The organism is Proteus genomosp. 6 (assembly GCF_040139785.1).
Classification (GTDB): domain Bacteria; phylum Pseudomonadota; class Gammaproteobacteria; order Enterobacterales; family Enterobacteriaceae; genus Proteus.
On the sequence record NZ_JBEEVJ010000003.1, the window covers coordinates 277,922 to 301,167 of the forward strand.

18 protein-coding genes are annotated in these 23,246 nt (G+C 37.7%); 9 read left to right on the forward strand and 9 right to left on the reverse strand.

Features of this window, described 5'->3' with window-relative positions:
• Positions 1-72: 72 nt before the first annotated feature.
• Both ABN212_RS05635 and ABN212_RS05640 read right to left on the reverse strand, forming a co-directional pair.
• Complete coding sequence (locus ABN212_RS05635) at positions 73-381, reverse strand: addiction module antidote protein (protein WP_196569581.1); 309 nt, start codon at positions 379-381, stop codon at positions 73-75.
• A gap of 3 nt (positions 382-384) precedes the next feature.
• Positions 385-702, reverse strand: coding sequence for a type II toxin-antitoxin system RelE/ParE family toxin (locus tag ABN212_RS05640; protein ID WP_115350077.1), 318 nt, complete (start codon positions 700-702; stop codon positions 385-387).
• Between the two features lie 206 nt (positions 703-908).
• On the opposite strand from ABN212_RS05640, the gene ABN212_RS05645 reads away from it, so the two are divergent.
• Both ABN212_RS05645 and tadA read left to right on the forward strand, forming a co-directional pair.
• Positions 909-1,544: a LysE family translocator gene (locus ABN212_RS05645; protein ID WP_198619722.1), complete on the forward strand. Its 636-nt coding sequence runs from the start codon at positions 909-911 to the stop codon at positions 1,542-1,544.
• Positions 1,545-1,651: 107 nt separating this feature from the next.
• On the forward strand, positions 1,652-2,182 hold the full coding sequence (gene tadA / locus ABN212_RS05650) for a tRNA adenosine(34) deaminase TadA (protein ID WP_196735119.1): 531 nt from the start codon (positions 1,652-1,654) through the stop codon (positions 2,180-2,182).
• Positions 2,183-2,189: 7 nt separating this feature from the next.
• Here the strand turns inward: tadA and ABN212_RS05655 are convergent, their stop codons facing one another.
• The 6 genes from ABN212_RS05655 to mltF all read right to left on the reverse strand — a co-directional run bounded on the left by ABN212_RS05655 (position 2,190) and on the right by mltF (position 10,126).
• On the reverse strand, positions 2,190-2,738 hold the full coding sequence (locus ABN212_RS05655) for a fimbrial protein (RefSeq protein WP_109370977.1): 549 nt from the start codon (positions 2,736-2,738) through the stop codon (positions 2,190-2,192).
• A complete protein-coding gene (locus tag ABN212_RS05660; protein WP_198619723.1) occupies positions 2,738-3,808 on the reverse strand; it encodes a fimbrial protein in 1,071 nt (356 codons plus the stop codon). Before ABN212_RS05660 ends, ABN212_RS05655 begins: the two co-directional genes overlap by 1 nt.
• Before the next feature lie 25 nt (positions 3,809-3,833).
• Positions 3,834-4,598 (reverse strand): fimbrial biogenesis chaperone, encoded by a 765-nt coding sequence (locus ABN212_RS05665; protein ID WP_198619724.1) that lies wholly within the window; start codon positions 4,596-4,598, stop codon positions 3,834-3,836.
• Positions 4,599-4,628: 30 nt separating this feature from the next.
• Entirely contained in the window at positions 4,629-7,115 is a 2,487-nt protein-coding gene (locus tag ABN212_RS05670) for a fimbria/pilus outer membrane usher protein (RefSeq protein ID WP_349442980.1), read from the reverse strand.
• Positions 7,116-7,293: 178 nt separating this feature from the next.
• Positions 7,294-7,842, reverse strand: a complete 549-nt coding sequence (locus ABN212_RS05675; protein WP_109370973.1) for a fimbrial protein — start codon at positions 7,840-7,842, stop codon at positions 7,294-7,296.
• Between the two features lie 811 nt (positions 7,843-8,653).
• Positions 8,654-10,126, reverse strand: a complete 1,473-nt coding sequence (gene mltF, locus ABN212_RS05680; RefSeq protein ID WP_109370972.1) for a membrane-bound lytic murein transglycosylase MltF — start codon at positions 10,124-10,126, stop codon at positions 8,654-8,656.
• Positions 10,127-10,390: 264 nt separating this feature from the next.
• Between mltF and purL the strand changes: the two genes are divergently transcribed.
• From purL to ABN212_RS05715, 7 genes are all read left to right on the forward strand, one after another.
• A complete protein-coding gene (purL, locus tag ABN212_RS05685) occupies positions 10,391-14,281 on the forward strand; it encodes a phosphoribosylformylglycinamidine synthase (RefSeq protein ID WP_198632670.1) in 3,891 nt (1,296 codons plus the stop codon).
• A 690-nt stretch (positions 14,282-14,971) separates the two neighbouring features.
• Entirely contained in the window at positions 14,972-16,420 is a 1,449-nt protein-coding gene (locus tag ABN212_RS05690; protein WP_196534119.1) for a sensor histidine kinase, read from the forward strand.
• Positions 16,420-17,463: a two-component system QseEF-associated lipoprotein QseG gene (gene qseG, locus ABN212_RS05695; RefSeq protein WP_349442981.1), complete on the forward strand. Its 1,044-nt coding sequence runs from the start codon at positions 16,420-16,422 to the stop codon at positions 17,461-17,463. The genes ABN212_RS05690 and qseG overlap by 1 nt, the downstream gene beginning before the upstream one ends.
• Positions 17,464-17,474: 11 nt before the next feature.
• Positions 17,475-18,812 (forward strand): two-component system response regulator GlrR, encoded by a 1,338-nt coding sequence (gene glrR / locus ABN212_RS05700; RefSeq protein ID WP_023581612.1) that lies wholly within the window; start codon positions 17,475-17,477, stop codon positions 18,810-18,812.
• 73 nt (positions 18,813-18,885) lie between these two features.
• Positions 18,886-20,502, forward strand: coding sequence for an NAD+ synthase (locus ABN212_RS05705; RefSeq protein ID WP_349442982.1), 1,617 nt, complete (start codon positions 18,886-18,888; stop codon positions 20,500-20,502).
• A 15-nt stretch (positions 20,503-20,517) separates the two neighbouring features.
• Positions 20,518-20,856 carry a nitrogen regulatory protein P-II gene (glnB, locus tag ABN212_RS05710; protein ID WP_006533462.1) on the forward strand — a complete coding sequence of 113 codons (339 nt, stop codon included), beginning with the start codon at positions 20,518-20,520 and terminating at the stop codon, positions 20,854-20,856.
• 265 nt (positions 20,857-21,121) lie between these two features.
• Entirely contained in the window at positions 21,122-21,769 is a 648-nt protein-coding gene (locus tag ABN212_RS05715) for a hypothetical protein (RefSeq protein ID WP_198619728.1), read from the forward strand.
• Between the two features lie 95 nt (positions 21,770-21,864).
• On the opposite strand, the gene hmpA is transcribed toward ABN212_RS05715, so the two are convergent.
• A complete protein-coding gene (gene hmpA / locus ABN212_RS05720; protein ID WP_349442983.1) occupies positions 21,865-23,064 on the reverse strand; it encodes an NO-inducible flavohemoprotein in 1,200 nt (399 codons plus the stop codon).
• Positions 23,065-23,246: the final 182 nt, after the last annotated feature.

Here is a 23,246-nt window from a genome sequence, read left to right on the forward strand (position 1 = left end):
AGATTACCATTTATATGACATTTCCTAAAGTAACATCACTCAAATGGCTTATCAGATTATATAAATAAAATATTAAGCGCTTGCCAATGAGGAGAAATGAAAACCAGTAGCATTAATGACATGGCGTAGTGTTTTTAATGTAGGGTTACCTGTTGGTGATAGTGTTCGGTAAAGTGTTTCACGTGAAACACCTGCTTTTTTTGCAATGGTTGCCATGCCTCCACGGGCTTCTACGACATGGCGTAATGCCATAAGAAAAGCTTCTTGCCCACCATCTTCATCTATATCAAGGAAGGCTTGATGTAAATAAGCTTTAGCAAAATCGGGGTCTTCACGTAAAATTTCGACCATTGCATCATCATGCAAACGAGAATTTGGCATAATCTACCTCTTCAAATAATCTTTTAGACATAGGATAGCTTTATTAATATCAGTATCCTGAGTTCGCTTATCTCCAGCTAGAAGTAGCAATATAATTTCGCCATCGATTAAACTATAGTAAACCCGATATCCAGCTCCTTGATCAATTCGTAATTCCCAAACACTATCACGGCAAGGTTTATGATCGCCAAAATGCTCACTTGCCATTCTATTTACTCTTGATGCAATTTTTGCTTTAGCAACAGGATCGCGTATTTTTTTGAAATAGTCAGCATATAAGTCTTTGCCATCTATTGTTAAGTAATGTTTGATCGTTTTCATTGGCAAAATGTAGCTTAAAAGCTACGAATCAACAACTATATTTGTAGCTTATAAGCTACGATAATTTATCAGTAATATATATAAAAATCAAAAATCCTAGGTAGAAGCGAGTAAATATTAATTATAAAGAGTATGTTTTGTGGTATTCCGCACACCTAATACTCTGTTATTGATGTTAAATAATGCAATAACATAAGGGGTATTCTATGCCAACACTGTTTAATATGTGGACGTTTGCGCTTTTATCTTTGGGATTAGTATTAACTCCAGGTCCTAATATGATTTACCTGATTTCACGTTCAATCTCTCAAGGGAAAAAAGCCGGATTTATTTCACTAATCGGTGTGGCTGTCGGCTATATTTTTTATATGTTATTAGCGGCATTTGGTATTACGGCCATTTTTATGGCTGTACCTTATGCTTATGATGCGTTGAAGATTTGTGGTGCGATTTACCTTTTTTATATAGCTTGGCAATCTATTAAACCTGGTGGGCGTTCTATCTTTCATCCCAAAAAATTGCTTTCAGGTAATACAACAAAGCTCTTTGTTATGGGGTTTGTTACCAATCTATTGAATCCTAAGATTGCATTGATGTATTTATCACTGTTGCCTCAATTTATTAGCATTCAAAATGGCAGCGTTTTAAATCAATCATTAGTGTTAGGGAGTATTCAAATTATTATTAGCATCGCAGTAAATGCATTGATTGTTATTGCCGCTGGCTCTATTGCAGGGTTCTTTATGCAAAGGCCTCGTTGGGCACTCATTCAACGTTGGTTTATGGCAACAATCTTAGGGGCTTTAGCTATCAAATTAGCCACAGAAGCGCGCGTAAACTAAAGTTTCATCTTGCTATCTTTGTCATAAACAATTCAAGACAATCTCTTTAGTTATCAATAGAAAACAGGGTACAATATCCCGCTATATGATCATGAAGAGATATCCTTGTGAATAAAGTTAAAGATGATATTTATTGGATGCATAAAGCGATTGAGCAAGCGCAAAAAGCACAAGAAATCGGTGAAATACCAGTGGGCGCAGTATTAGTCGTTGATAATAAAATCATTGCTAAAGGATGGAATCATTCAATTATCGATAACGACCCCACTGCACATGCAGAAATTATGGCATTACGCAAAGGGGGAAAGCATTTACAAAATTATCGTCTACTCGATGCAACTCTTTATATTACCCTAGAACCTTGTGTGATGTGTGCAGGAGCGATTGTGCATAGTCGGGTAAAACGCGTAGTTTATGGCGCCTCAGATTTAAAAACAGGTGCAGCTGGTTCATTTATTGATATTTTACAGCACCCCGGAATGAACCATAAAGTTGAGATAACATCAGGTGTATTAGGTGAGGAGTGTTCACAGCTTTTAAGCCAATTTTTTAAAATGAGAAGGGCTGAAAAGAAACAACTTAAAAAGCAAAAAACCAGTCCAGTTATAATCAATACTGAACCAGCCATAAAAGAATAATACCTGTTTACTGATAATTAAGGGTATACGTTGCTTGTGCTTGGAATGGGCCAGTGAGCAATGTTTGATTTTTCAGTGCAGAGGGTGATGCCTCAACATATGTCATAAAATTAAACTGAATACGTTTATTATTAAGAAGTCGAGTTGAGCTCGGCTTTTTTAATTGAATAACATTGCGTTGAACATCTGTAAATACAATCCCGATACTTTTAGGATCTTCAGATCCTGTGCCAACAACAGCAAGGTGATCGGGCATTGTAGGATGCTCTTTCCCATCTAACGTAATCGTGACGCTTTTATAAATATCCTGACTGCAATTTTCTAAACTAATACTAAAAGCAACAGGTTCACTTTTTTGAAAAGTATAGAGATCTTTTGCTGATATCTGTTTGAAATCAATTACTTTATTTTCATCACCAGCAACAATAGTACAACCATGTGCAACCACAACACCTTTAAATTCCATATCACCACCAATAAGCTCGGTCACAGCAAAAGCGGAAGGTGAAAGTAATAATAAAAGAGAAATAGCAGATTTTGTTATTGGGTTTTCCATTACATAAACTCCGCAACTAATGTGGCATGTGCTGAAAATTCACCTTCTGTAATTTTGCTACCTGTTTTTGCGATAGGAGCTGCTGTGACTTCCCAGTTTCCTTTAAAATTATTCAGTTTCCCGACAGAAAAATATTGATTAGGTGGCACAATCGCTCCTGATTTGTCTCTTAAAACAATACCTAAATTAGTTCTATCTACAGGTCCTGTTGTGCCAAGATAATTAGGGTTAAAACTAGCGATACCTGAGCTCCCAGTTTGAATTTTGAACATAATTCTACTGTTAGGGTTAGTAAAACTACCACCTTCACACTTGATGGGAATATTGCGCGTGATCTTGTAGTTTTGACCATTTAAATAGTCAGAGGTATTACCGACATTGCCAAAATCAAAGGTAATTGGAGAGCCATTATTAAATGTACATCTATCTTCCGTGGTTAATATTCCTGAACTAATCACTAATTTTGAAATTGGCTCAGGGCCATATTCTTGATATAAGCCATTACCTACACGTGCATACATTTGAGCTACAGCTTGTCCTGTTAATGAAACCCCATTAATAATCGGTTTTTTCAAGCGAAAGACTAATACACCACTACTTCCTGATGACATGTTGGGTTTTGGTGATTCAGGGACACTGCAGCCTTGTTGCCCATTTCGATTGTTCGGTTTTTCAATAAAAGGAACAGTAGGAAGTGATTCAGGACCCCAAATAGAAAACTTGATCTGAACATCGACATATTCATTCAGTTCATAGTAATTATTGCCTAAATAGCGTAGGTCAGAATTTGCCATATAATAAGTGCGAGAATTCGGAACTAAAGGATCTTTAGGACAATAAACCGTTGCTAAATATCTGTCAGGCAAAGAAAAGTTTACTGTGGCCGTTTCGCCAGGTCGGTTATTAGGAAATGTTGCGTTATTTAATGCAACTCTAAAAATATTAGGGCCTCCAACAGTGCGAACTTCACCATGAATATAAGCAGATGCCACAACTGGAGTACATAACATTGCGCCAGTAAAAAGTAATTTTAGCGTATTGAAATAAAAATTTGCTGTTGTTAATTTCATTTTATTCCTACCGGCGTCAAGTTAATTAATATTTGGGTTGTTGTTCTTTAGGTGCTGCTTTACAGCTATTTTGTTGGCAAGCAAATTTTAATTCTGGATGTCCGCCGTAATCATTTACATACATCATGTAAAATTGATTGACGTTACTGCTTTTAACTGGAATTTCCAGTGATGCTTTAGGCGCAACCATTAAACCAGGGAAGGTAGTTAACTTATCGCTATCCTCACCATTCAACTTATTAGAAAGCCCGATAATTGTGATGTAATAAGGTGTCGGATTTTCTGCAATAAATTGATTGCCTTGTTTTTTAAACACTAATTGATCTTGCCAAACCATGCCTGGCTTTTCAGGAATAATGGCTGTTGGGCGGTAGAATAATTTAATGCGAGACTGCATTGCCATTTGCAACACGTTAGCTTGTTTTGGTGCTGGTGGAATTTCACGCACATTTAAATAAAACAGTGATTCTCTATCTTGTGGCAAAAGACCAATTTCTGCTGTTTTGGTAATTCTAACCACGCCTTTTTGATCACCATCAAGACGCTGTAAAGGTGGCAATGCGACTAAAGGAGAAGCGATTTTTTGTCCGTGTTCATTTTCAACCCATGATTGTGCTAAGAAAGGAATATCAGGGCTAGTATTTTTTAGGTTTACGCTAGCTGAGTTTTCGTTGCCCATTAGTACAATGCGAGTTCTATCTAATGACACGCCCGCTTGAGTCGTACTCACAATGCTAAGTGCAATTAATGAGCCACAAAAAAGCGTTTTAAGTGTGTTGAATGAGTTCATACAATTATCTCTAGTAATTCATTTTATTCATTAAAATCCCTGACATAATAACAATTCATGTTTTAGTGGATCGTTAATTGCAGCTGGGATTGTAATCGTACACTGGGTTTTACCACCCCAGATCACGTTTAATGATTCATTAAGGTTAACACCGGCGATATAAACTAAACCATCTTCCATCACCATTCCCATATTTTCACCGTTTTTATTGGTGATTTCGGCACCAAATGGTGGGTGTTTTTGATCGACTGTTTGTAAGATGGCCATTAGGCGCTCACCTTGGCGAACAGGGAATTTATAGTAGCCAATTGCGCCTTCAGTTAATGTGGCAGAAGTAATGGCTTTGTGTGTTTCAATATCTGAATCCATTTTATCAACATCAATACGAGCATCAACATTGTTATAACTAGTTAAGTCAGTTAATACCCCAATACCGAATAGGTTTGTCGTTGTGCTTTGATTATTAAATGGTACGCCTGCAACGCCATCAGTATCAACCATCATGCGAGCAGTACTTGATGTCATGCTACTGCTATGTAATGCAGCGCCGTGGCGTGTTGCAGTAAATCCGCCTTTAACTGTTGCACCTAGTGCAACATAATTATCTTGTTGATAGCTCGCATTGGCATTAATTTCTGCATATTGCGAACGGTGTTGATAATAACCATCAGTATTGGCTTTATTGTCTGAGCTTAAACCTGCACGGACACGCCATAGATTATTATAATTGCTATTATCAGAATAAGAGGCCATTTGGTTCACTTTTCCGTTACTGTCTTGCAAGCTATAACCAATGCTTTTACCACTTCCTAATGGAACTGAAATATTAAAAGAAATACTGTCATCAGTATTATCTTTATGCTGAGTACGGAAGGCAGATAAGTTAGTATTAATCTGCTCTATACCCATAATAGAAAAATTACGGCTTACCGTAACACCATACTGTTCTTGTGTCTTTTTATCCCAATAGTTTTGGTGTCGATAAGAGAGATAAAGTGTTGTCGATTTTTCAATATCATCAGCCCAAAAAGTTTTGTTACCTGTAATGGTATACATCTCTTTTTCATAACCATTGTTATTAATATCGTTGTAACGCTCATCCATATATTGAGAGAAAGATCGGAATGTTTTCTCTGAAAAGCGATAACCCGCAAAAGTAATCGTACTATGGTACTCATCAAAGGTTTTAGCGTAGTTCAGTTTGAATGACATCCCATTGATATTTTCATTATCATAGGTTTTGCTATAAGACTGAGTAATATCACCTGAAAGCGTACCTAAACGCCCTATATCGTGACCTAAACCTAATGACCACGCATTGTAATCTTTAGCTGTCAACAAAACCCCACCATACAGCGACCATGTGTTGTTCATACCCCATGAAAAATCGCCTTGATAAAAAACAGGGCCTTGCATTTTATGGTTGTTGAGCGACGACTGACCCATTGATGTGTTATAACGCACTGAGCCTGGGCGAGTCATATAAGGTAGATTGGCTGTTTGTACTTGGAATTCGCTTACTTTACCGTTTTGCTCTTCGACTCTGACATTTAATTGGCCTTGTACTGTATCTTGTAAATGTTTAATAGCAAAAGGGCCCGCAGGTACCGTAGTTTCATAAATTAAGCGACCGTTTTGCGTTACAGTCACTTTGGCATTAGTGTTTGCGATGCCATGAATTTCAGGTGCATAACCTTGCAAAGAAGGGGGCAACATTCTTTCATCACTTTGTATATTGGCACCTGTAAAACGAAAACTATCAAAAACTTGAGAGTTTAAATAAGTTTCACCAAGCGTTAATTTTGCAGCTAGGCTAGGTAATGGTTTATAGGCGTATATCTGATTCCAATCAAAGCTATTATTTGATGAATATTCAGATGAATAGTTTCCTTGATATTCAGCACGTAGTCGCCATTCACCAAGGTTAATTCCAGCTTGCCCATATCCTGTTAATGAGTTGTTATTATTGCCTTGATTTGGGCGAGTTGATGTACCTGTTAGGGTATAGTCAACTAATAACCCAGATACACCTGGGTCCCACAATTCAGGTGGTGTCCAATCCGCATCTTCATATTTCATTAGTGAGCGAGGCATAACAATATCGAGAATACCGCCATCATTTTTGATAGAGATACCTGGTAATTGACTAATATTGAAACAATCTGGTGAGATTTCTTCGATAAATTTTTGATTTTCTTCGTTAACTGTTAACTTTTTTAGAAGAGTAGGGTCAATACAAGCGATGGAGTAATTGGGTTTTACTTCAACATAATTAATGTTTTGGCGAGGGAAGTCACGACCATTTATACGGATATCTAAGTAGTACATACCCGGAATAATGTAGTTAGAGGTTGCAAAACGAGATAAATCGACATTATCTCTGTCTTCGGCATCTAGCATATGAATGTTAAATTCCACAGAATCATCAGGCTCGGCTTGAGCGAAAAGCGCTAAGCACAATAGCAAAATGGCACAAATGTTTTTCCATATTGTGCTGTGAAAAAAAGAAATTAACATGAATAAACGCCTAATTATTAATAAAATAAAAAGTAATTAAATAATGAATATTTATTTTATTACTTTTTATTTTATTCTTATTAAATTGAAGTGTTTTATCAAATTTAACGCAGAGGAAGTCCCCTGCGTTAATGCAGTAATTAATTTATTATTTAATTAATTTAAATAAATAAAACGATTACTGATAATCAACTTGGAAGTTGATTACGGCTTGGAATTCACCTGGAGTTACAGTTGCGTCTGCTGATTCAGCTTGAACGTAAGCAACGAATGGGATCTTAGAAACACCATTAACTAATTGTACTGGTGTTGTTGCTGTGTTCCATTTTACTGATTTGCTGCCAGCATCCATTAAGCCGATACCTGCACCAGAAGCTGAGCCAGATACGAAAGATGCTAAGTCTTTATTTGTTGCATTAACAACACTTGGTGTATAGCTAACAGTAGCTGTTTTTGCTACGGTAGTATCACAGTCTTGTAATTCGATATCTTTTTTAACGTTACCTGCTTTCTGCATATTTGCTAATGCAGAAGTTGGGATTTCACTGAAATCAACAATAACAGGACTTGAAGAAGCTGCTAATCCACAAGCTGAATTAACAATTTCACCTTTTAATTGAATTTCGCCTTTAGTTGCGCCAACTTTTGGTGCAGAAGTTTCAGCAGTTGCAACAGAATTAATACCAAATACTAAAGCAGCAGCTAAAGCAATTTTACTCAGTTTCATTATAGATAATCCCTTGAAGATCGTGCGTATTATTATTTATAGAAAAATAATATTAGTGTCGGAATATAAAAATTGATTTGCATTATATTTCGAGTTGTTTCGAATAATGACTGGTTTATATGATATCAACAAAGGCATTCTATTTGATATAACATTTTGTTGATTTACTCAATTTTCATATTTAATCTTGCCTATTCCATATTAATAGAGTTTTATGTAGGTTTATTCTTTTTATTACTCAATTTATGGGTGAAAAAGTTTATCAGGCAGATAAATTTAATAGACAATGCAATTAACATTATTTTAACTTTACAAAAAGTAATGTTATTAACATTAGGTTAGAAAAATTAATAAAATCAATTATAGATTATCGCAATGTATATAATTCAATAAGTTAGATGTTAATAATGACACCTTTAGGTTAATTTTTATCGTGAAAAAAGTTTCTCCAAAAATAACAATCATAAAATGAATAATAACACATGAGATAATTCCTACGTATTTAAGTTAATTTTTTCTTATGTTTCACCTATTCTGATAGTCTTAAAATGACTAATTGGATCATTTTAAACACAGTTTACTCATTGGGTGAGTGTTTTGGCTAATGAGTGTTACATTTTTTAACACATGAATTTTCCCTATTTTGGGTAAAAAATGGCATGACAAAATGTAACAATTTTTAATATTAAGAAAATATTAATTTAGGGATTGCTTTAATTGGTTGGAGTGATTTTTGAATAGTAGAAATGAAATAAATAAGCCTCTATAAAAGAGGCTATGTTGTTTAATAGGCTGTTTTTAAGTACAAAAATTATTGATAAGCCATATCTTGAGTCAATGATAATGATGAGCTTTCTTGCTCTTCATCGTTATCATTCTCTTTATCTTTAGATAATATTTTATTTTTGCTCTCTTTGGCTTGAAGGTAACCGACAAGGCTAAGTTGATATCGTCGAATGTTTTCAACGTAGCGATAAGCCTCATGGCCTCTGGCATAGCCATAAGGGAGGTCTGCATAATATTTCTTTTGGCTAAGTAGAGGTAATCTTGATTTTACATCTAGCCAACTATCAGGATCGGCATTTTGTTGCTCCGTAAGCCTTCTGGCATCAAGCATATGACCAAATCCCATATTATATGCTGCCAATGCAAACCAAATTTTTTCATCTTCTGGAATAGAATCTGGTAAGCGCGAAAGGAGATGCTTAAGATATTGTGCTCCTCCTCGAACACTCTCTTCGGGATCAAGCCTGTCAGTAACGCCCATACTTGATGCAGTAGGGCGAGTTAACATCATCAATCCTCTAACTCCAGTTGGTGATGTAGCATGAGGGTCCCAATGTGATTCTTGCCATGCCATAGCTGCCAATAACCGCCAATCGAAAGTATCTGCATACTTTTCAAAAAGAGGTTGATAGTTTGGCAAAATAGAATCTATCGCTGTAATAAAAGAGATAGTATCGAAGTAATCAAATGTACCTACATGGCCAAAATATTTTTCTTCAAGTCTTGCTAACACATCTTCTTGAGATAATTGATTAAAGTAATCGAGCATCGCTGCATATAAGCTATTATCTTCACCATCTGGCAAATACCACGTTAGTGGACGGCTTTCAGTGACTTCAAACCCTACGGCAACATTAGGATGAATGCGTTGTTGTACTGCAACACTGATGGAATCTGCTAAAACATAGGTTATTTTACCTTCTGATAATGCTTCTAGCAGTTGCGAGGTCGTCTGATTATCTGATTCTTCCCATTCAAGCTCGGGGTATTGCGTCTCTTTTAATGTTCGCAATAAACTTGCATGAGCTGAGCCAGCAGTGACAACAAGCCGCCCATCTAACGAATCAAAACTACGTGGTCTTAATGTCCCTTTACGGTAAATCAGCTGTTGAGAAACTGAAAAATAAGCAGGGCCACTGCGTGTCGTATCTAATCTCTCTTTATTATAAAGTAATCCGGCGGCGATAAAGTCAGCTTTATTATTCTCCAGATCATCAAACATTTGGTTGATATTTGTCCGCATATTAACGACAAGTTTCACGCCTAGGTAATCTGCAAAGCGTTTCACTAATTCATAATCGAAACCTACGGGGTCCTTTTTATCGTTCATCGTTATCAATGGTGAAGGTATCGTACTAATTCTTAACTCACCACGAGATAAAATCTTATTTATCTGCGCTTTTTGCCTATCTGGCCATGTAATATTCAACGCGATAATAGCCGCTGAAAAGAGCGCTATGATAACGATAACGAAATAGTTTATCCTTATATTATTCAATAGGTTGGTTCTCGTTAACGTTGTTTATTGTTGTGTGTAAAATCGTCATTTTAACATGGATAAATTTCCAGTAATCGAGCATTTTGCTTAACATATTGGCAAGACGCAACTTGATTACACCAATTAATCATTAAAACACTCTAAGTTAAATGCCGTTATTTTGTTCACGCAAACGGTTTCGTCTGGGCGGTTATTCTATTATACTAGGCGCGTTTCCCCTGAATGATTGGTCAGGTTAGCTGCTAAAAGAGAGAACTCAATACTATGGAAATCCTGCGTGGCTCCCCCGCTTTATCCGCGTTTCGTATTAATAAATTACTCACTCTATGTCAGGAAAATGATCTTCCTGTACAAGGTATATACGCGGAATTTGTCCATTTCGCGAAAGTGGAAGGGCAGTTATCTGAAGATGATCAAACTAAATTACGTCAACTACTGCATTATGGACCTTCATTAACAGAACATGAGCCTGTTGGGGAAATGCGAGTTGTTACACCTCGCCCGGGAACAATTTCACCTTGGTCTTCTAAAGCGACAGATATTGCACATAACTGTGGTTTAGCCAAGGTTGTCCGAATTGAACGTGGTATCGCCTACTTTATTGAGTGCGATACGATGACAGACAATCAGTGGCAACAGCTTTATGGTTTTATTCATGATCGAATGATGGAAACCATCTTCTTAAATTATCAAGATGTAAATGCACTTTTTGCCGAGCAAACGCCAGCACCACTAAAAACGATTGATGTGCTTGCAAAAGGCAAAGATGCACTAGTAAAAGCGAATATCGAAATGGGATTAGCGCTGGCAGACGATGAAGTTGATTACTTAGTCGATGCTTTTAACCGCTTACAGCGTAATCCAACAGATGTTGAGCTTTATATGTTTGCACAAGCTAACTCTGAACACTGTCGCCACAAAATATTTAATGCTGATTGGATAATTGATGGTAAAGCTCAAGATAAATCATTATTTAAAATGATTAAAAATACGTTTGAGCAAACGCCTGATTATGTCATGTCAGCTTATAAAGATAATGCGGCAGTAATGGAAGGCTCTGTGGCGGGGCGTTTTTATCCTGATACAGAAAAAGGGCATTATCACTATCATCAAGAGCCCGTACATATCTTGATGAAAGTAGAAACACATAACCACCCAACAGCAATTTCACCTTGGCCAGGGGCTGCAACGGGTTCAGGCGGTGAAATTCGAGATGAAGGCGCAACGGGGCGCGGTGCAAAACCTAAAGCTGGTCTAGTTGGATTTTCGGTTTCTAACTTACGTATTCCGGGATTTGAACAGCCTTGGGAAGAAGATTTTGGCAAACCAGAGCGTATTGTTAATGCATTAGACATCATGACTGAAGGTCCACTAGGTGGTGCGGCATTTAATAATGAATTCGGTCGTCCGGCATTATTAGGTTATTTCAGAACCTATGAAGAACAAGTAAATAGCCACAATGGTGTTGAAATTCGCGGTTACCATAAACCCATCATGTTAGCTGGGGGTATCGGTAATATTCGTGAAGATCACGTACAAAAAGGCGAAATCACTGTTGGCGCTAAGTTAATTGTACTTGGTGGACCCTCTATGAACATCGGTCTTGGTGGTGGTGCCGCTTCTTCTATGACATCAGGTCAATCAGATGCTGATTTAGATTTCGCCTCTGTTCAGCGTGATAACCCAGAAATGGAACGTCGTTGCCAAGAAGTTATCGACCGTTGCTGGCAATTAGGTGACGATAACCCGATCTTATTTATTCATGATGTTGGTGCTGGTGGTCTTTCTAATGCAATGCCTGAATTAGTTAATGATGGTGGTCGTGGTGGTCGTTTTGAATTACGTGATGTTCTTAATGATGAACCTGGTATGAGCCCACTTGAGATCTGGTGTAATGAATCTCAAGAGCGTTATGTATTGGCGGTATCGCCTGAAAAAATGCCTCTTTTTGATGCGTTATGTCAGCGTGAAAGAGCACCTTATGCTGTGATCGGTGAAGCAACGCAAGAGCGTGAATTAGTGCTCAATGATACACACTTTGATAATAAGCCGATTGATATGCCATTAGACATATTATTAGGTAAAGCACCTAAAATGTTGCGTGATGTAAAATCACTTAAAACAGAAGGTGAGTATCTCTCCCGTAAAGATATCGATTTAAAAGATGCCGTCTATCGTGTTCTTCATTTACCAGCCATTGCTGAAAAAACCTTCTTAATTACCATTGGTGACCGTACTGTAACGGGAATGGTTGCGCGTGATCAAATGGTCGGGCCTTGGCAAATTCCTGTTGCCAATTGTGCCGTTACCACAGCAACATTAGATAGCTATTATGGCGAAGCGATGTCTATTGGTGAACGAGCACCTATCGCGCTGTTAGATTTTGCTGCATCTGCACGTATGGCTGTCGGTGAAGCACTAACAAATATGGCGGGTTGTGATGTAGAAGCACTTAATCGCATTAAGCTTTCGGCTAACTGGATGTCAGCAGCAGGTCATCCGGGTGAAGATGCAGGTTTATATGACGCAGTGAAAGCCATTGGTGAAGAGTTATGTCCAAAGCTAGGTATTACTATTCCTGTGGGCAAAGATTCGATGTCAATGAAGACGCGCTGGCAAGATAAAGATGGGAAAACCAAAGAGGTTACTTCTCCACTATCTTTAGTTATTACAGCATTCTCTCGTGTTGAAGATGTGCGTAAAACAGTGACGCCTGAATTATCAACACAAGCTGGAAACCGCTTGTATTTAATTGATTTGGGTAATGGTCATAATGCATTAGGTGCAACGGCACTAGCGCAAGTTTATCGCCAATTAGGTCAAAAAGCGGCTGATCTTCGAGATGTTGAACAGTTGAAACAGTTCTTCAATGTGATGCAACAATTGGTCAATGAAGGCAAATTGTTGGCCTATCACGATCGCTCTGATGGTGGGTTATTTGTCACTCTTGCAGAAATGGCATTTACAGGCCATTGTGGCTTACACGTTGATATCAGTGCTTATGATGAAGATATTTTAGCTGGACTCTTTAATGAAGAGCTCGGTGGTGTGATCCAAATTCGTGCTGAACATCAAGAAGTTGTCGAAGCATTATTTGCCGAATATGGTTTATCGGATTGTTTACATTATTTAGGTCAAGCAACAGAAAATGATGCCATTATTATCCAAAGCCGTGAAACGGAAGTTTACAACGAAAAACGCAGCACATTGCGTCTTTGGTGGGCAGAAACAACATGGCAAATGCAACGCTTACGTGATAATCCAGAGTGTGCGGATGAAGAGCATCAAGCAAAACAAGATCTCAACGATCCTGGGTTAAATGTGAAGTTAACCTTTGATCCAAATGAAGATATTGCTGCACCTTATATTGCAACAGGGAGTCGCCCTCGTATTGCAGTTTTAAGAGAGCAAGGTGTTAACTCTCATGTTGAAATGGCGGCTGCTTTTGACAGGGCTGGTTTTGATGCTATCGACGTTCATATGAGTGACTTACATTCATCACGACGTTCACTCAGTGATTTTGATGTGCTGGTGGCTTGTGGTGGATTCTCTTACGGTGACGTATTAGGTGCGGGGGAAGGCTGGGCGAAGTCCATCTTATTTAATTCTCGCTTACGCGATGAATTTGCTCAATTCTTTGAACGTCAAGATACCTTATCTCTCGGGGTCTGTAATGGTTGCCAAATGATGTCGACATTATCAGAACTTATTCCAGGTGCAGATTTGTGGCCTCGTTTTGTTCGCAATCGTTCTGAGCGTTTTGAAGCGCGCTTTAGTTTAGTGAAAGTGACAGAAAGCCCATCATTATTACTACAAGGTATGGTGGGTTCACAAATGCCTATCGCAGTTTCTCATGGTGAGGGTTTTGCTGAATTCCGTAATGCTGAGCAACTAGCACAACTAGAAGCACAAAATTTAGTGGGATTACGTTTTGTGGATCACTACGGTAATCCAACAGAACAATATCCATTAAATCCTAATGGCTCTGTAAAAGGGATCACGGCTGTCACTACAAAAGATGGTCGCTCAACCATTATGATGCCTCACCCAGAACGTGTGTTTAGAACAGTCAGTAATTCTTGGCATCCAGATAATTGGGGTGAAGACAGCCCTTGGATGCGTTTATTCCGCAATGCAAGAAAACAATTTGATTAATCAAATGTAATATTATCTTAGAGATAAATACATAAAGCCTCTACATTGTTAGAGGCTTTATTTTATTGATAATAAAAGAATTATTTTTTGTTGTGTAAAAACGGCGACACTTACTAGTTTGCTTGTCTCTTTTTGGCGACATTTAATTTATTGAAATATAAGTAATTATTAAATTTAGGGTAACTCTGTCTGGATATGGAGACAGCTTGGTTGTTTTATAACTAGATAAAAAAGAGTTATAAATAAAATATCAGAGAGGTATTTTTATTTTTTGTTTATTTTCAGTTTGTTAGAAGATTTTTTGAAAAGTTGGCACGCCTTGTGCATCATATAAATCAGTTGCTCATTCAACTTTTTATGTCGGTCCACAATATGGGTGGGAACATACCACATAAGCCAGGAATGACGCCAGAGTAAGGTGCCTACCGTCCAACATCATGATACTCGTCTTCGGACCTTATCAAACACAGGGCGACACGTGGAGTGAGGCACCACCTTCATTCTCTTTTAGAGAAAAAAGAGATGAAATATTGACGAGCGGAATATCTCAATAAGATATTCCGCTCTCCCACTTCTAGAGCCTGTCGCATTTCCTCGTTTGTGTTTGTTCTCTTACCTAATTTTCCCAATGTCGGACTTTTTTCTTGTTATCAAGTCATGTAGCATCGCATTACTCTAATAGGTGTTGAGATGATTTCATTGAAAAAGTGGCGTGTTTTCCCCCGTTCTTTAAGACAGCTCGTGATAATGGCATTTTGGATGGTGCTATTACCTTTACTTGTGCTTGCTTATCAGGCTTATCAAAGTCTCGATCAATTAAGTAATCAGGCTGCTATTACCAATAAAAATGCACTCGCAGATACTGAACGCAGTGAAGTAATGCGAAATCTTGCGATTGAAATGGAAGGAAACTATCGTCGGTATTGTGTTTTAAGAGATAAAACTGATGATGATATGTATCAGCAACGCTACCAGCAATACACCAAACTCTTCTCAACATTACAGCAAACCATTATTCCTCTTTCGGCATCTAAAGAAGCCGATGTACTTAATACCTCACTTGAAAAACTAAAATCGATTCAATGTGAAAGCAGTGAACCCACAAAAGAGATGCAACAAGCTTTAGAGCAATTCTCTTATGCCAATAACCGTATCGTTGTATTAACTAAAGAGATTATTTTTAGCCGTGGTGAACAACTTCAAATGGCAATCGCTGAGAAAGGGCGCTATTTTGGTTGGCAAAGTCTTATCGTTTTTGTTTTCAGTTTGATCCTCATTGCGCTATTTACTCGAATGATTATTGGCCCTGTTAAAGGGATTGAGAAGATGATCAATCGATTAGGTGAAGGTCGAACACTGAGTAATAATTTAGATACTTTTCAAGGGCCACGAGAACTTCGTTCATTAGCACAACGTATTATTTGGTTAAGTGAGCGTTTAGCATGGCTTGAGTCACAACGACATGAATTTTTGCGTCATATTTCTCATGAGTTAAAAACACCGTTAGCGAGTATGCGAGAAGGTACGGAATTATTAGCTGATGAAGTTGCGGGCCCTTTAACTCTTGATCAAAAAGAAGTCGTTTCAATTCTCGATAATAGCAGTAAGCAGTTACAGTTATTAATTGAACAACTACTTGATTACAATCGCAAACTTTCTGAAGTTCCTCAACAAATCGAAGAAATTAACTTGACTGATTTAGTAAATGATGTGGTATTAGCCCACAGTTTACCCGCGAGAGCAAAAGATATTAAAACGATAATTTCACTTAATCTAACCACATGTCGAGCAGAAGCGACGTTATTATCGCGAGTTATCGACAATCTCTACTCGAATGCGGTGCACTATGGTGCTGAATCAGGTAATATCTGGATCTCTAGTTATCAAGTTGAACAGAAAATAGTTATTGATATAGCCAATAAAGGAACACCTATTCCTGAATCTGAACAAAAAATGATTTTTGAACCCTTTTTCCAAGGATCTTTGCTACGCAAAGGGGCTGTCAAAGGAAGTGGTTTAGGTTTAAGTATTGCTCATGACTGTATCAAAAGAATGGAAGGTGAACTAAGTGTTGTTCCTTCTGACTATGCCGATGTCTGTTTTCGTATTGAATTACCGCTACTTTCTGAGATTAAATAATGCAAATCAGGTCACAAAAACAAGCATCTCCTCATCATGAGTATAAAAAAATAAATAAGAAGATGCTTGGTATTGAATTGTTATCTATGGCCCCTGCATCAACTAGAAAAATTGCATTAAATTGGAAGCAGTGTTTCTTGTTTATTATGTTTCCACTGGTTCTTTCAGGGTGTACACCAAAGTCGCTCACTGAGACACAAGAGCCTGAGCCAGAAATCCCCGTTGTTAAGCAAAAAACGATTGATTATCGTTGGGCTGAATGTAAAACATTAAGCTCATTTTATGATGAAGGCATCAATAACGCGCTTTATTGGTTACGTGCCATTGAATGTACAAACCGCATAATGACGACCGAAGCACAACGCCAAGCCAGCAGTGTTGTCGTCACTGGTTGGGATGATGCATTTTATAAAAGTATTCTATTAGAGCGTGCTGGAATGACGATTGCCGATCGTCGAACACAATTAGTATTATTAGAAAGCTATCAATTACAATTTCCAAGTTCTATGCGAGTTCTATTATCAACATGGATTGAGAACCAAACGCTTATTCTCTCTTTAGCAGAAGAAAAGAGTCGTTATCGCCGTTTAATCACAGATACAGATAATAGAATTGATGCACTAAGAAAAGAGAATAATGCGTTACAGAATGAACTGAGTGTCACCCTGAAAAAGCTTGAAAGCCTTACCCAAATTGAACGGCAGTTATCGAATAGAAAACAGAGTGGCTCTGTTGATTCGCTATCGCAAAATGAAGATTTAGCTGAGAGCGTAACGGAAACAGAAAAAGTGAATGCAGAGAAACCTGTTGCTGAAAAACCAGCAGTTGAAAAAACGAATGAAAAACCCGTTTCGACGCAATCGATAACAGAGAAGTCAAAAGGTGAGGAAAAACAACCGCCTGCAATAGTGGTTAAACCAGAGCCTTCCAAACCAGAATCTACAAAAACCGAATCTACGAAAACTGAGGCGGTAAAACCAGAACCTGTCAAAACAGATACTGACACACAAGGCTCAAAACCGACTGAAGCAGGTTCTAAATAAGGAGAATGTGCATGGCTGGCCATAAATCAGCAAATCTTTTACTTGTCGATGACGATCCTGGGTTATTAAAGTTACTTGGTATGCGATTAACAAGTGAGGGTTTTCATATCTTCACCGCTGAAAGTGGACAAGAAGCACTAAAACTTCTCTTAAAAGAAAAAATAGACCTTGTTATTAGTGATCTCCGAATGGATGAAATGGATGGTATGGCGCTGTTTGCTGAAATACAACGTCAGCAGCCGGGCATGCCCGTTATCATTCTTACGGCTCATGGCTCTATTCCTGATGCAGTGGCCGCAACTCAGCAAGGCGTATTTAGCTTTTTAACCAAACCCGTTGATAGAGACGCACTTTATAAAGCGATTGATGAAGCACTTGAGCTTGTGACTATTGTTTCAGATGAAGAGTGGTCAAAAGATATCGTGACACGTAGCCCGCAAATGTTACGTTTATTAGAGCAAGCAAAGCTAGTCGCCCAATCTGATGTCAGTGTACTTATCAATGGCCAAAGTGGTACGGGTAAAGAAGTCCTTGCTCAAGCTATCCATCGCGCAAGCCCTAGAGCGAAAAAACCTTTTATTGCCATTAACTGTGGTGCTTTACCTGAGCAACTTCTAGAGTCTGAATTATTTGGCCATGCGAAAGGCGCTTTTACAGGCGCGGTGAGTAGCCGTGAAGGTCTATTTCAGGCAGCTGAAGGCGGCACATTATTTTTAGATGAAATTGGCGATATGCCAATGGCATTGCAAGTTAAGTTATTACGTGTTTTACAAGAGCGAAAAGTTCGCCCATTAGGCAGTAATCGAGATATTGATATTGATGTACGAATTCTTTCTGCAACGCATCGTGATTTACCTAAAGCGATGGAACGTAATGAATTTCGAGAAGATCTGTTCTATCGTTTAAATGTGGTTAACTTACGTATTCCGACATTAAGTGAGAGAGCAGAAGATATTCCTATTCTTGCTAATCACTTATTGAGAGAGTCTGCTAAACGCCATAAACCTTTTGTTCGAAGTTTTTCAACCGATGCGATGAAATGCTTAATGACAGCAAGTTGGCCGGGTAATGTGCGTCAATTGGTTAACGTTATTGAGCAATGTGTTGCGTTAACAACAGCACCTGTGATCAGTGAAGCGCTTGTAACACAGGCATTACAAGGTGAAAATACGGCACTGCCCACATTTGCAGAAGCGAGAGGGCATTTTGAAATGACCTATTTGAGAAAGCTTTTGCAAATGACAAAAGGCAATGTGACCCAAGCCGCACGTATGGCTGGGCGCAATCGAACTGAGTTTTATAAATTGTTATCTCGTCATGAGCTAGATGCGAATGATTTTAAAGAATAACCTTTTCAGATAACGAATATATTTTTAAACTAACTTTCCTTTTATGCGGAAGATAGCGGAGAGACTAATTTTTATGAGTCGTAAACTAAAACTCACCATGGCTCAACTTAATTGGGTTGTTGGCGATATTGAAGGTAACTGCGAACGCATGTTATCTACCGTAAAAGCACAAGAAGATACCGATTTGGTCATGTTTTCTGAGTTGGCTTTATGCGGTTACTCTCCTGAAGATCTGCTATTTCGTCCTGATTTCCAACAGCGTTGTGAAACACAACTTACGCGTTTAGAACAAGCAAGTAAAAAAACGGCGATTGTTGTTGGGCATCCTTGGTGGCAAAACGGCAAAATTTACAACGCACTTTCATTTTTCTATAAAGGTGAATTACAAGCGCGTTATTTCAAACAGCAATTGCCTAATTATGGTGTGTTTGATGAAAAGCGTTATTTCCAACAAGGAAATGAGCGCTGTGTGGTGCCATTTAAAGGTTACCACTTAGGCTTGTTAATTTGTGAAGATATCTGGATCAATGAGCCTATCGATGCATTAAAACAAGCGGGTGCTGATCTTGTTCTATCTATTAATGCATCACCTTATAACCGTGAAAAACCTCATGTTCGTACACAGCTAATTAAAGAACATTGCCAAAGAACACATCTTCCCGTGATTTATCTTAACCAAATTGGTGGCCAAGATGAGTTGGTATTTGATGGTTGTTCAAAAGTATTTGATGAACGCGGTACTATTACGCATCGTCTAGCTGCATTTGATGAACAAACCACTATCGTTGAGTTCGATGAATTAAATATTATTCCGATGGCAGATCCTGCTCCGGAACTTTCGCCTTTAGCGCAAGTTTATCAAGCGTTAGTGCTTGCAACGCGTGATTATGTAATTAAAAACGGCTTTAAAGGGGCAATTCTAGGGTTATCTGGTGGTATTGACTCTGGACTAACAGTTGCTATCGCAGCTGATGCCTTAGGCAAAGAGAGTGTTCAGGCTGTTATGATGCCATTTCGTTATACTTCAGAAATGAGCATTCATGACGCAAAAGAACAGGCTGATTTATTAGGTGTTGAGTTTGATACGGTTTCTATTGAACCTATGTTTGATGTTTTTATGGCTCAGCTTGCGCCTATGTTTAAAGATACTGCCGCAGATACCACAGAAGAAAATCTACAAGCACGTTGCCGCGCTGTTATTTTGATGGCAATGTCGAATAAACGCCGTCGTTTAGTGTTAACCACAAGCAATAAAAGTGAATCAGCAGTGGGGTATTCCACATTGTATGGCGATATGGCGGGTGGTTTTGATGTACTAAAAGATGTACCTAAAACATTAGTTTTCGAGCTTTCTAAATATCGTAATACACTTTCACCTGCTATTCCTCAGCGTGTTATTGATAGACCACCATCAGCAGAACTTGCACCGGGGCAAACAGACCAAGATAATTTACCTCCTTATGACATTCTGGATGCTATTCTTGAAGGTTATGTTGAGCAAGATAAATCTGTATCTGATTTAGTTGCAGCAGGATTTGATGAAGCGACAGTCCGTAAAGTGATAAAATTAGTCGATATTAATGAATACAAGCGACGTCAAGCCCCTGTAGGGCCACGTATTACAAGTCGTAATTTTGGTAAAGATCGCAGATACCCAATTACAAGCGGTTTTGGTCGCCACAACTGGTAATAGCAGGATAATACGATGAAAAAAATTGAAGCGATAATTAAGCCGTTTAAATTAGATGATGTAAGAGAAGCGCTCGGCGAAGTGGGTATCACGGGAATGACTGTAACAGAAGTGAAAGGCTTTGGTCGCCAAAAAGGGCATACTGAGCTTTACCGCGGTGCTGAATACATGGTCGATTTTTTACCTAAAGTGAAGATTGAAATTGTTGTCTCTGATGAAATTGTTGAAACCTGTGTAGATACAATTATGACAACGGCACAAACAGGTAAAATTGGTGATGGTAAGATTTTTGTCTTTGATGTGAATCGCGTTATTCGTATTCGTACTGGCGAACAAGACGAAGAGGCTATTTAGTTATTAATTAATTTAAGCCAAATAATTATATTTTTCATTTTTATTAAAGCCCGATATTTTTTAATCAAGATATCGGGCTTTTTCTTTTTTTGCGCATAATTAATTTTTTAATGTTTTGCCTATAATGCTATTTATATCTTATACAAGTCTATTGATGATACTGAGCAATTTATTTTACTATTTTTTATAAACTTTAAGGCACAAAATGTTATTCAATAACTTTTAAGGAAAGTTATTATCATCAATATTAAAAAATCATTAAGGTATGGGCAAAATAGTGTTTAATTATTTATTAAAGCGTCTCGCTTTATTTTTATGTGCAGCAGTGTTAATCGCTATCACTACGGGATTTATTTTTCTTGATATTTTGGTTCTTGATAATGGTATTTCTGAAACGTCGGTAACTGAATTAGGTCAAGAAATTATCGTTGCCATTATCTGTTTATTCTTTTTTGTTAAAGCGTGCCAAGGATGTGAACAACAGGGAGCATTCACACTTATTCTGGGCTTTTTTCTATGTATTTTAATTCGTGAGTTAGATGGTGTATTTGATCAGATTGCACACGGCTCTTGGGTTTGGTTTGCTCTAACGGTTACGTTTATTTGTATTGCTATTGCAATTAGAGAAGGCAAAAGAACGTTAAAAGGCTTAATTCACTTTATTACTCATCCAAGCCATGGAATGTTAGTTGCTGGTTTATTATGTGTTTTACTGTTCTCTCGTTTATTTGGCATGGGAATACTTTGGCATAAATTATTGGGTGAGGATTATAACCGTGCTGTTAAAAACATGGTGGAAGAGGGCAGTGAATTATTTGGTTATACGCTTTGTTTAATTAGTGTTATTTGGTATGGTCTTTCTGCTAAAGAGCATGTTATTCCTGCGGCGATTGAAAATAAATATCGATCATAAAAAGGCAGTGAAATAGCTAATAAAAACGCCGATAAATATAACTCTATCAGCGTTTTTTTTATTCAATTTAAAATCGAACTTTAATGAAAGTATTTTTATTGTAAATCTTGTGTAATAACAGCATGAGGACCAAAACATTCATAATGAAGTTTGTCACTATTAATACCTAATTCAATAAGTTGCTTAGCAACAGATTGCATAAAAGGTAATGGACCACAAAAATAGAAATGCATATCAGGAATAGTTAACCAATCTTCAACTTGTTTTAATGTCATTAAGCCTTCGAATTGATAATCTTTATTTTGCACGTCTTCCGCTCGTGGCGTGCGATACCATATCGCTTGTTGATAATGTGAAAGTTGATTACCGACTTGATTAACTTCATCTTTAAAAGCATGAACACCACCATGTTCAGCCGCATGTAACCAATTGATATTAGCTTTATGAGCTGAAAGTGTGTGTAACATAGATAGCATTGGCGTTAAACCCACACCTGCTGAAATTAAGGTTACAGGTGTTGTTGGTGACACATCTAAATAGAAATCGCCCCCTGGTGCGGCGACGTGTAAAGTATCACCTTCTTGAATATGGTCATGCAGAAAATTCGATAAAATACCTTTATCTTCGCGTTTTACTGCGATGCGATAGGTTTTATTATTTGAAGAGTGAGTTAATGAATATTGACGTATTTCTTGGTTTTCAAGATGTTCATCACGGATATAAAGGCTTAAATATTGCCCTGCTTGATAAGGAGTAACCGCAAGTCCATCTTCAGGCTCTAATTCAAAACTGGTAATTACATCACTTTGTTTTACTTTATGTTTAACTTTAAAGTTTCGTAATCCTCTCCAACCTCCATTTGTTTGTTCTTTTTGTTGATAAATTTGTTCTTCGCGATTGATAAAGACATCAGCCAATATTTGATAAGCCTCCCCCCAAGCATCTAGCACTTCTTGCCCAGGACTAAACATCTCATCAATTGTTGCTAATAAATTTTCACCGACGATGGGATAGTGTTCAGGAAGAATATTTAAACTGGTGTGTTTTTGTGCAATTTTTTCAACGACAGGCAAAATAGTGGCTAAGTTTTCAATATTCGTCGCATAAGCGCATATTGCATTAAATAAGGCTTCACGTTGCGCACCACTGCTTTGATGGCTCATGGTGAAAATATCTTTTAATTCTGGGTGGCGAGAAAACATTCGATCATAAAAATGGGCAGTTAACGCAGGGCCTGTTTTAGCAATGAGGGGAATTGTTGATTTAATTGTCGCGATAGTTTGTGCATCTAACATAATTGCTCCTGAAAAATTTTCAGTTTATTGTGAATTTTTATAAATTGCATTTTATATGCAACTTATCTCTTTTTGAGTATTTTGTAAATCTCTGTTTTTATTTTTTAACAAAAAATCTCAATTCTTAGAGAATGATGCGGGGTGTTTGCAAAATAAGGCGAGATGCACCTCAAAAAGAGGAA

What these genes read in the sequence shown, in the direction of transcription:
- qseG (WP_349442981.1), top strand. Translation starts at nt 16,420, where the DNA reads ATGCAAATCAGGTCACAAAAACAAGCATCTCCTCATCATGAGTATAAA.
- ABN212_RS05645 (WP_198619722.1), top strand. Translation starts at nt 909, where the DNA reads ATGCCAACACTGTTTAATATGTGGACGTTTGCGCTTTTATCTTTGGGA.
- ABN212_RS05675 (WP_109370973.1), bottom strand. Translation starts at nt 7,842, where the DNA reads ATGAAACTGAGTAAAATTGCTTTAGCTGCTGCTTTAGTATTTGGTATT.
- ABN212_RS05690 (WP_196534119.1), top strand. Translation starts at nt 14,972, where the DNA reads ATGATTTCATTGAAAAAGTGGCGTGTTTTCCCCCGTTCTTTAAGACAG.
- ABN212_RS05655 (WP_109370977.1), bottom strand. Translation starts at nt 2,738, where the DNA reads ATGGAAAACCCAATAACAAAATCTGCTATTTCTCTTTTATTATTACTT.
- glrR (WP_023581612.1), top strand. Translation starts at nt 17,475, where the DNA reads ATGGCTGGCCATAAATCAGCAAATCTTTTACTTGTCGATGACGATCCT.
- ABN212_RS05670 (WP_349442980.1), bottom strand. Translation starts at nt 7,115, where the DNA reads ATGTTAATTTCTTTTTTTCACAGCACAATATGGAAAAACATTTGTGCC.
- ABN212_RS05660 (WP_198619723.1), bottom strand. Translation starts at nt 3,808, where the DNA reads ATGAAATTAACAACAGCAAATTTTTATTTCAATACGCTAAAATTACTT.
- ABN212_RS05640 (WP_115350077.1), bottom strand. Translation starts at nt 702, where the DNA reads ATGAAAACGATCAAACATTACTTAACAATAGATGGCAAAGACTTATAT.
- ABN212_RS05635 (WP_196569581.1), bottom strand. Translation starts at nt 381, where the DNA reads ATGCCAAATTCTCGTTTGCATGATGATGCAATGGTCGAAATTTTACGT.
- glnB (WP_006533462.1), top strand. Translation starts at nt 20,518, where the DNA reads ATGAAAAAAATTGAAGCGATAATTAAGCCGTTTAAATTAGATGATGTA.
- purL (WP_198632670.1), top strand. Translation starts at nt 10,391, where the DNA reads ATGGAAATCCTGCGTGGCTCCCCCGCTTTATCCGCGTTTCGTATTAAT.
- ABN212_RS05715 (WP_198619728.1), top strand. Translation starts at nt 21,122, where the DNA reads ATGGGCAAAATAGTGTTTAATTATTTATTAAAGCGTCTCGCTTTATTT.
- ABN212_RS05705 (WP_349442982.1), top strand. Translation starts at nt 18,886, where the DNA reads ATGAGTCGTAAACTAAAACTCACCATGGCTCAACTTAATTGGGTTGTT.
- ABN212_RS05665 (WP_198619724.1), bottom strand. Translation starts at nt 4,598, where the DNA reads ATGAACTCATTCAACACACTTAAAACGCTTTTTTGTGGCTCATTAATT.
- hmpA (WP_349442983.1), bottom strand. Translation starts at nt 23,064, where the DNA reads ATGTTAGATGCACAAACTATCGCGACAATTAAATCAACAATTCCCCTC.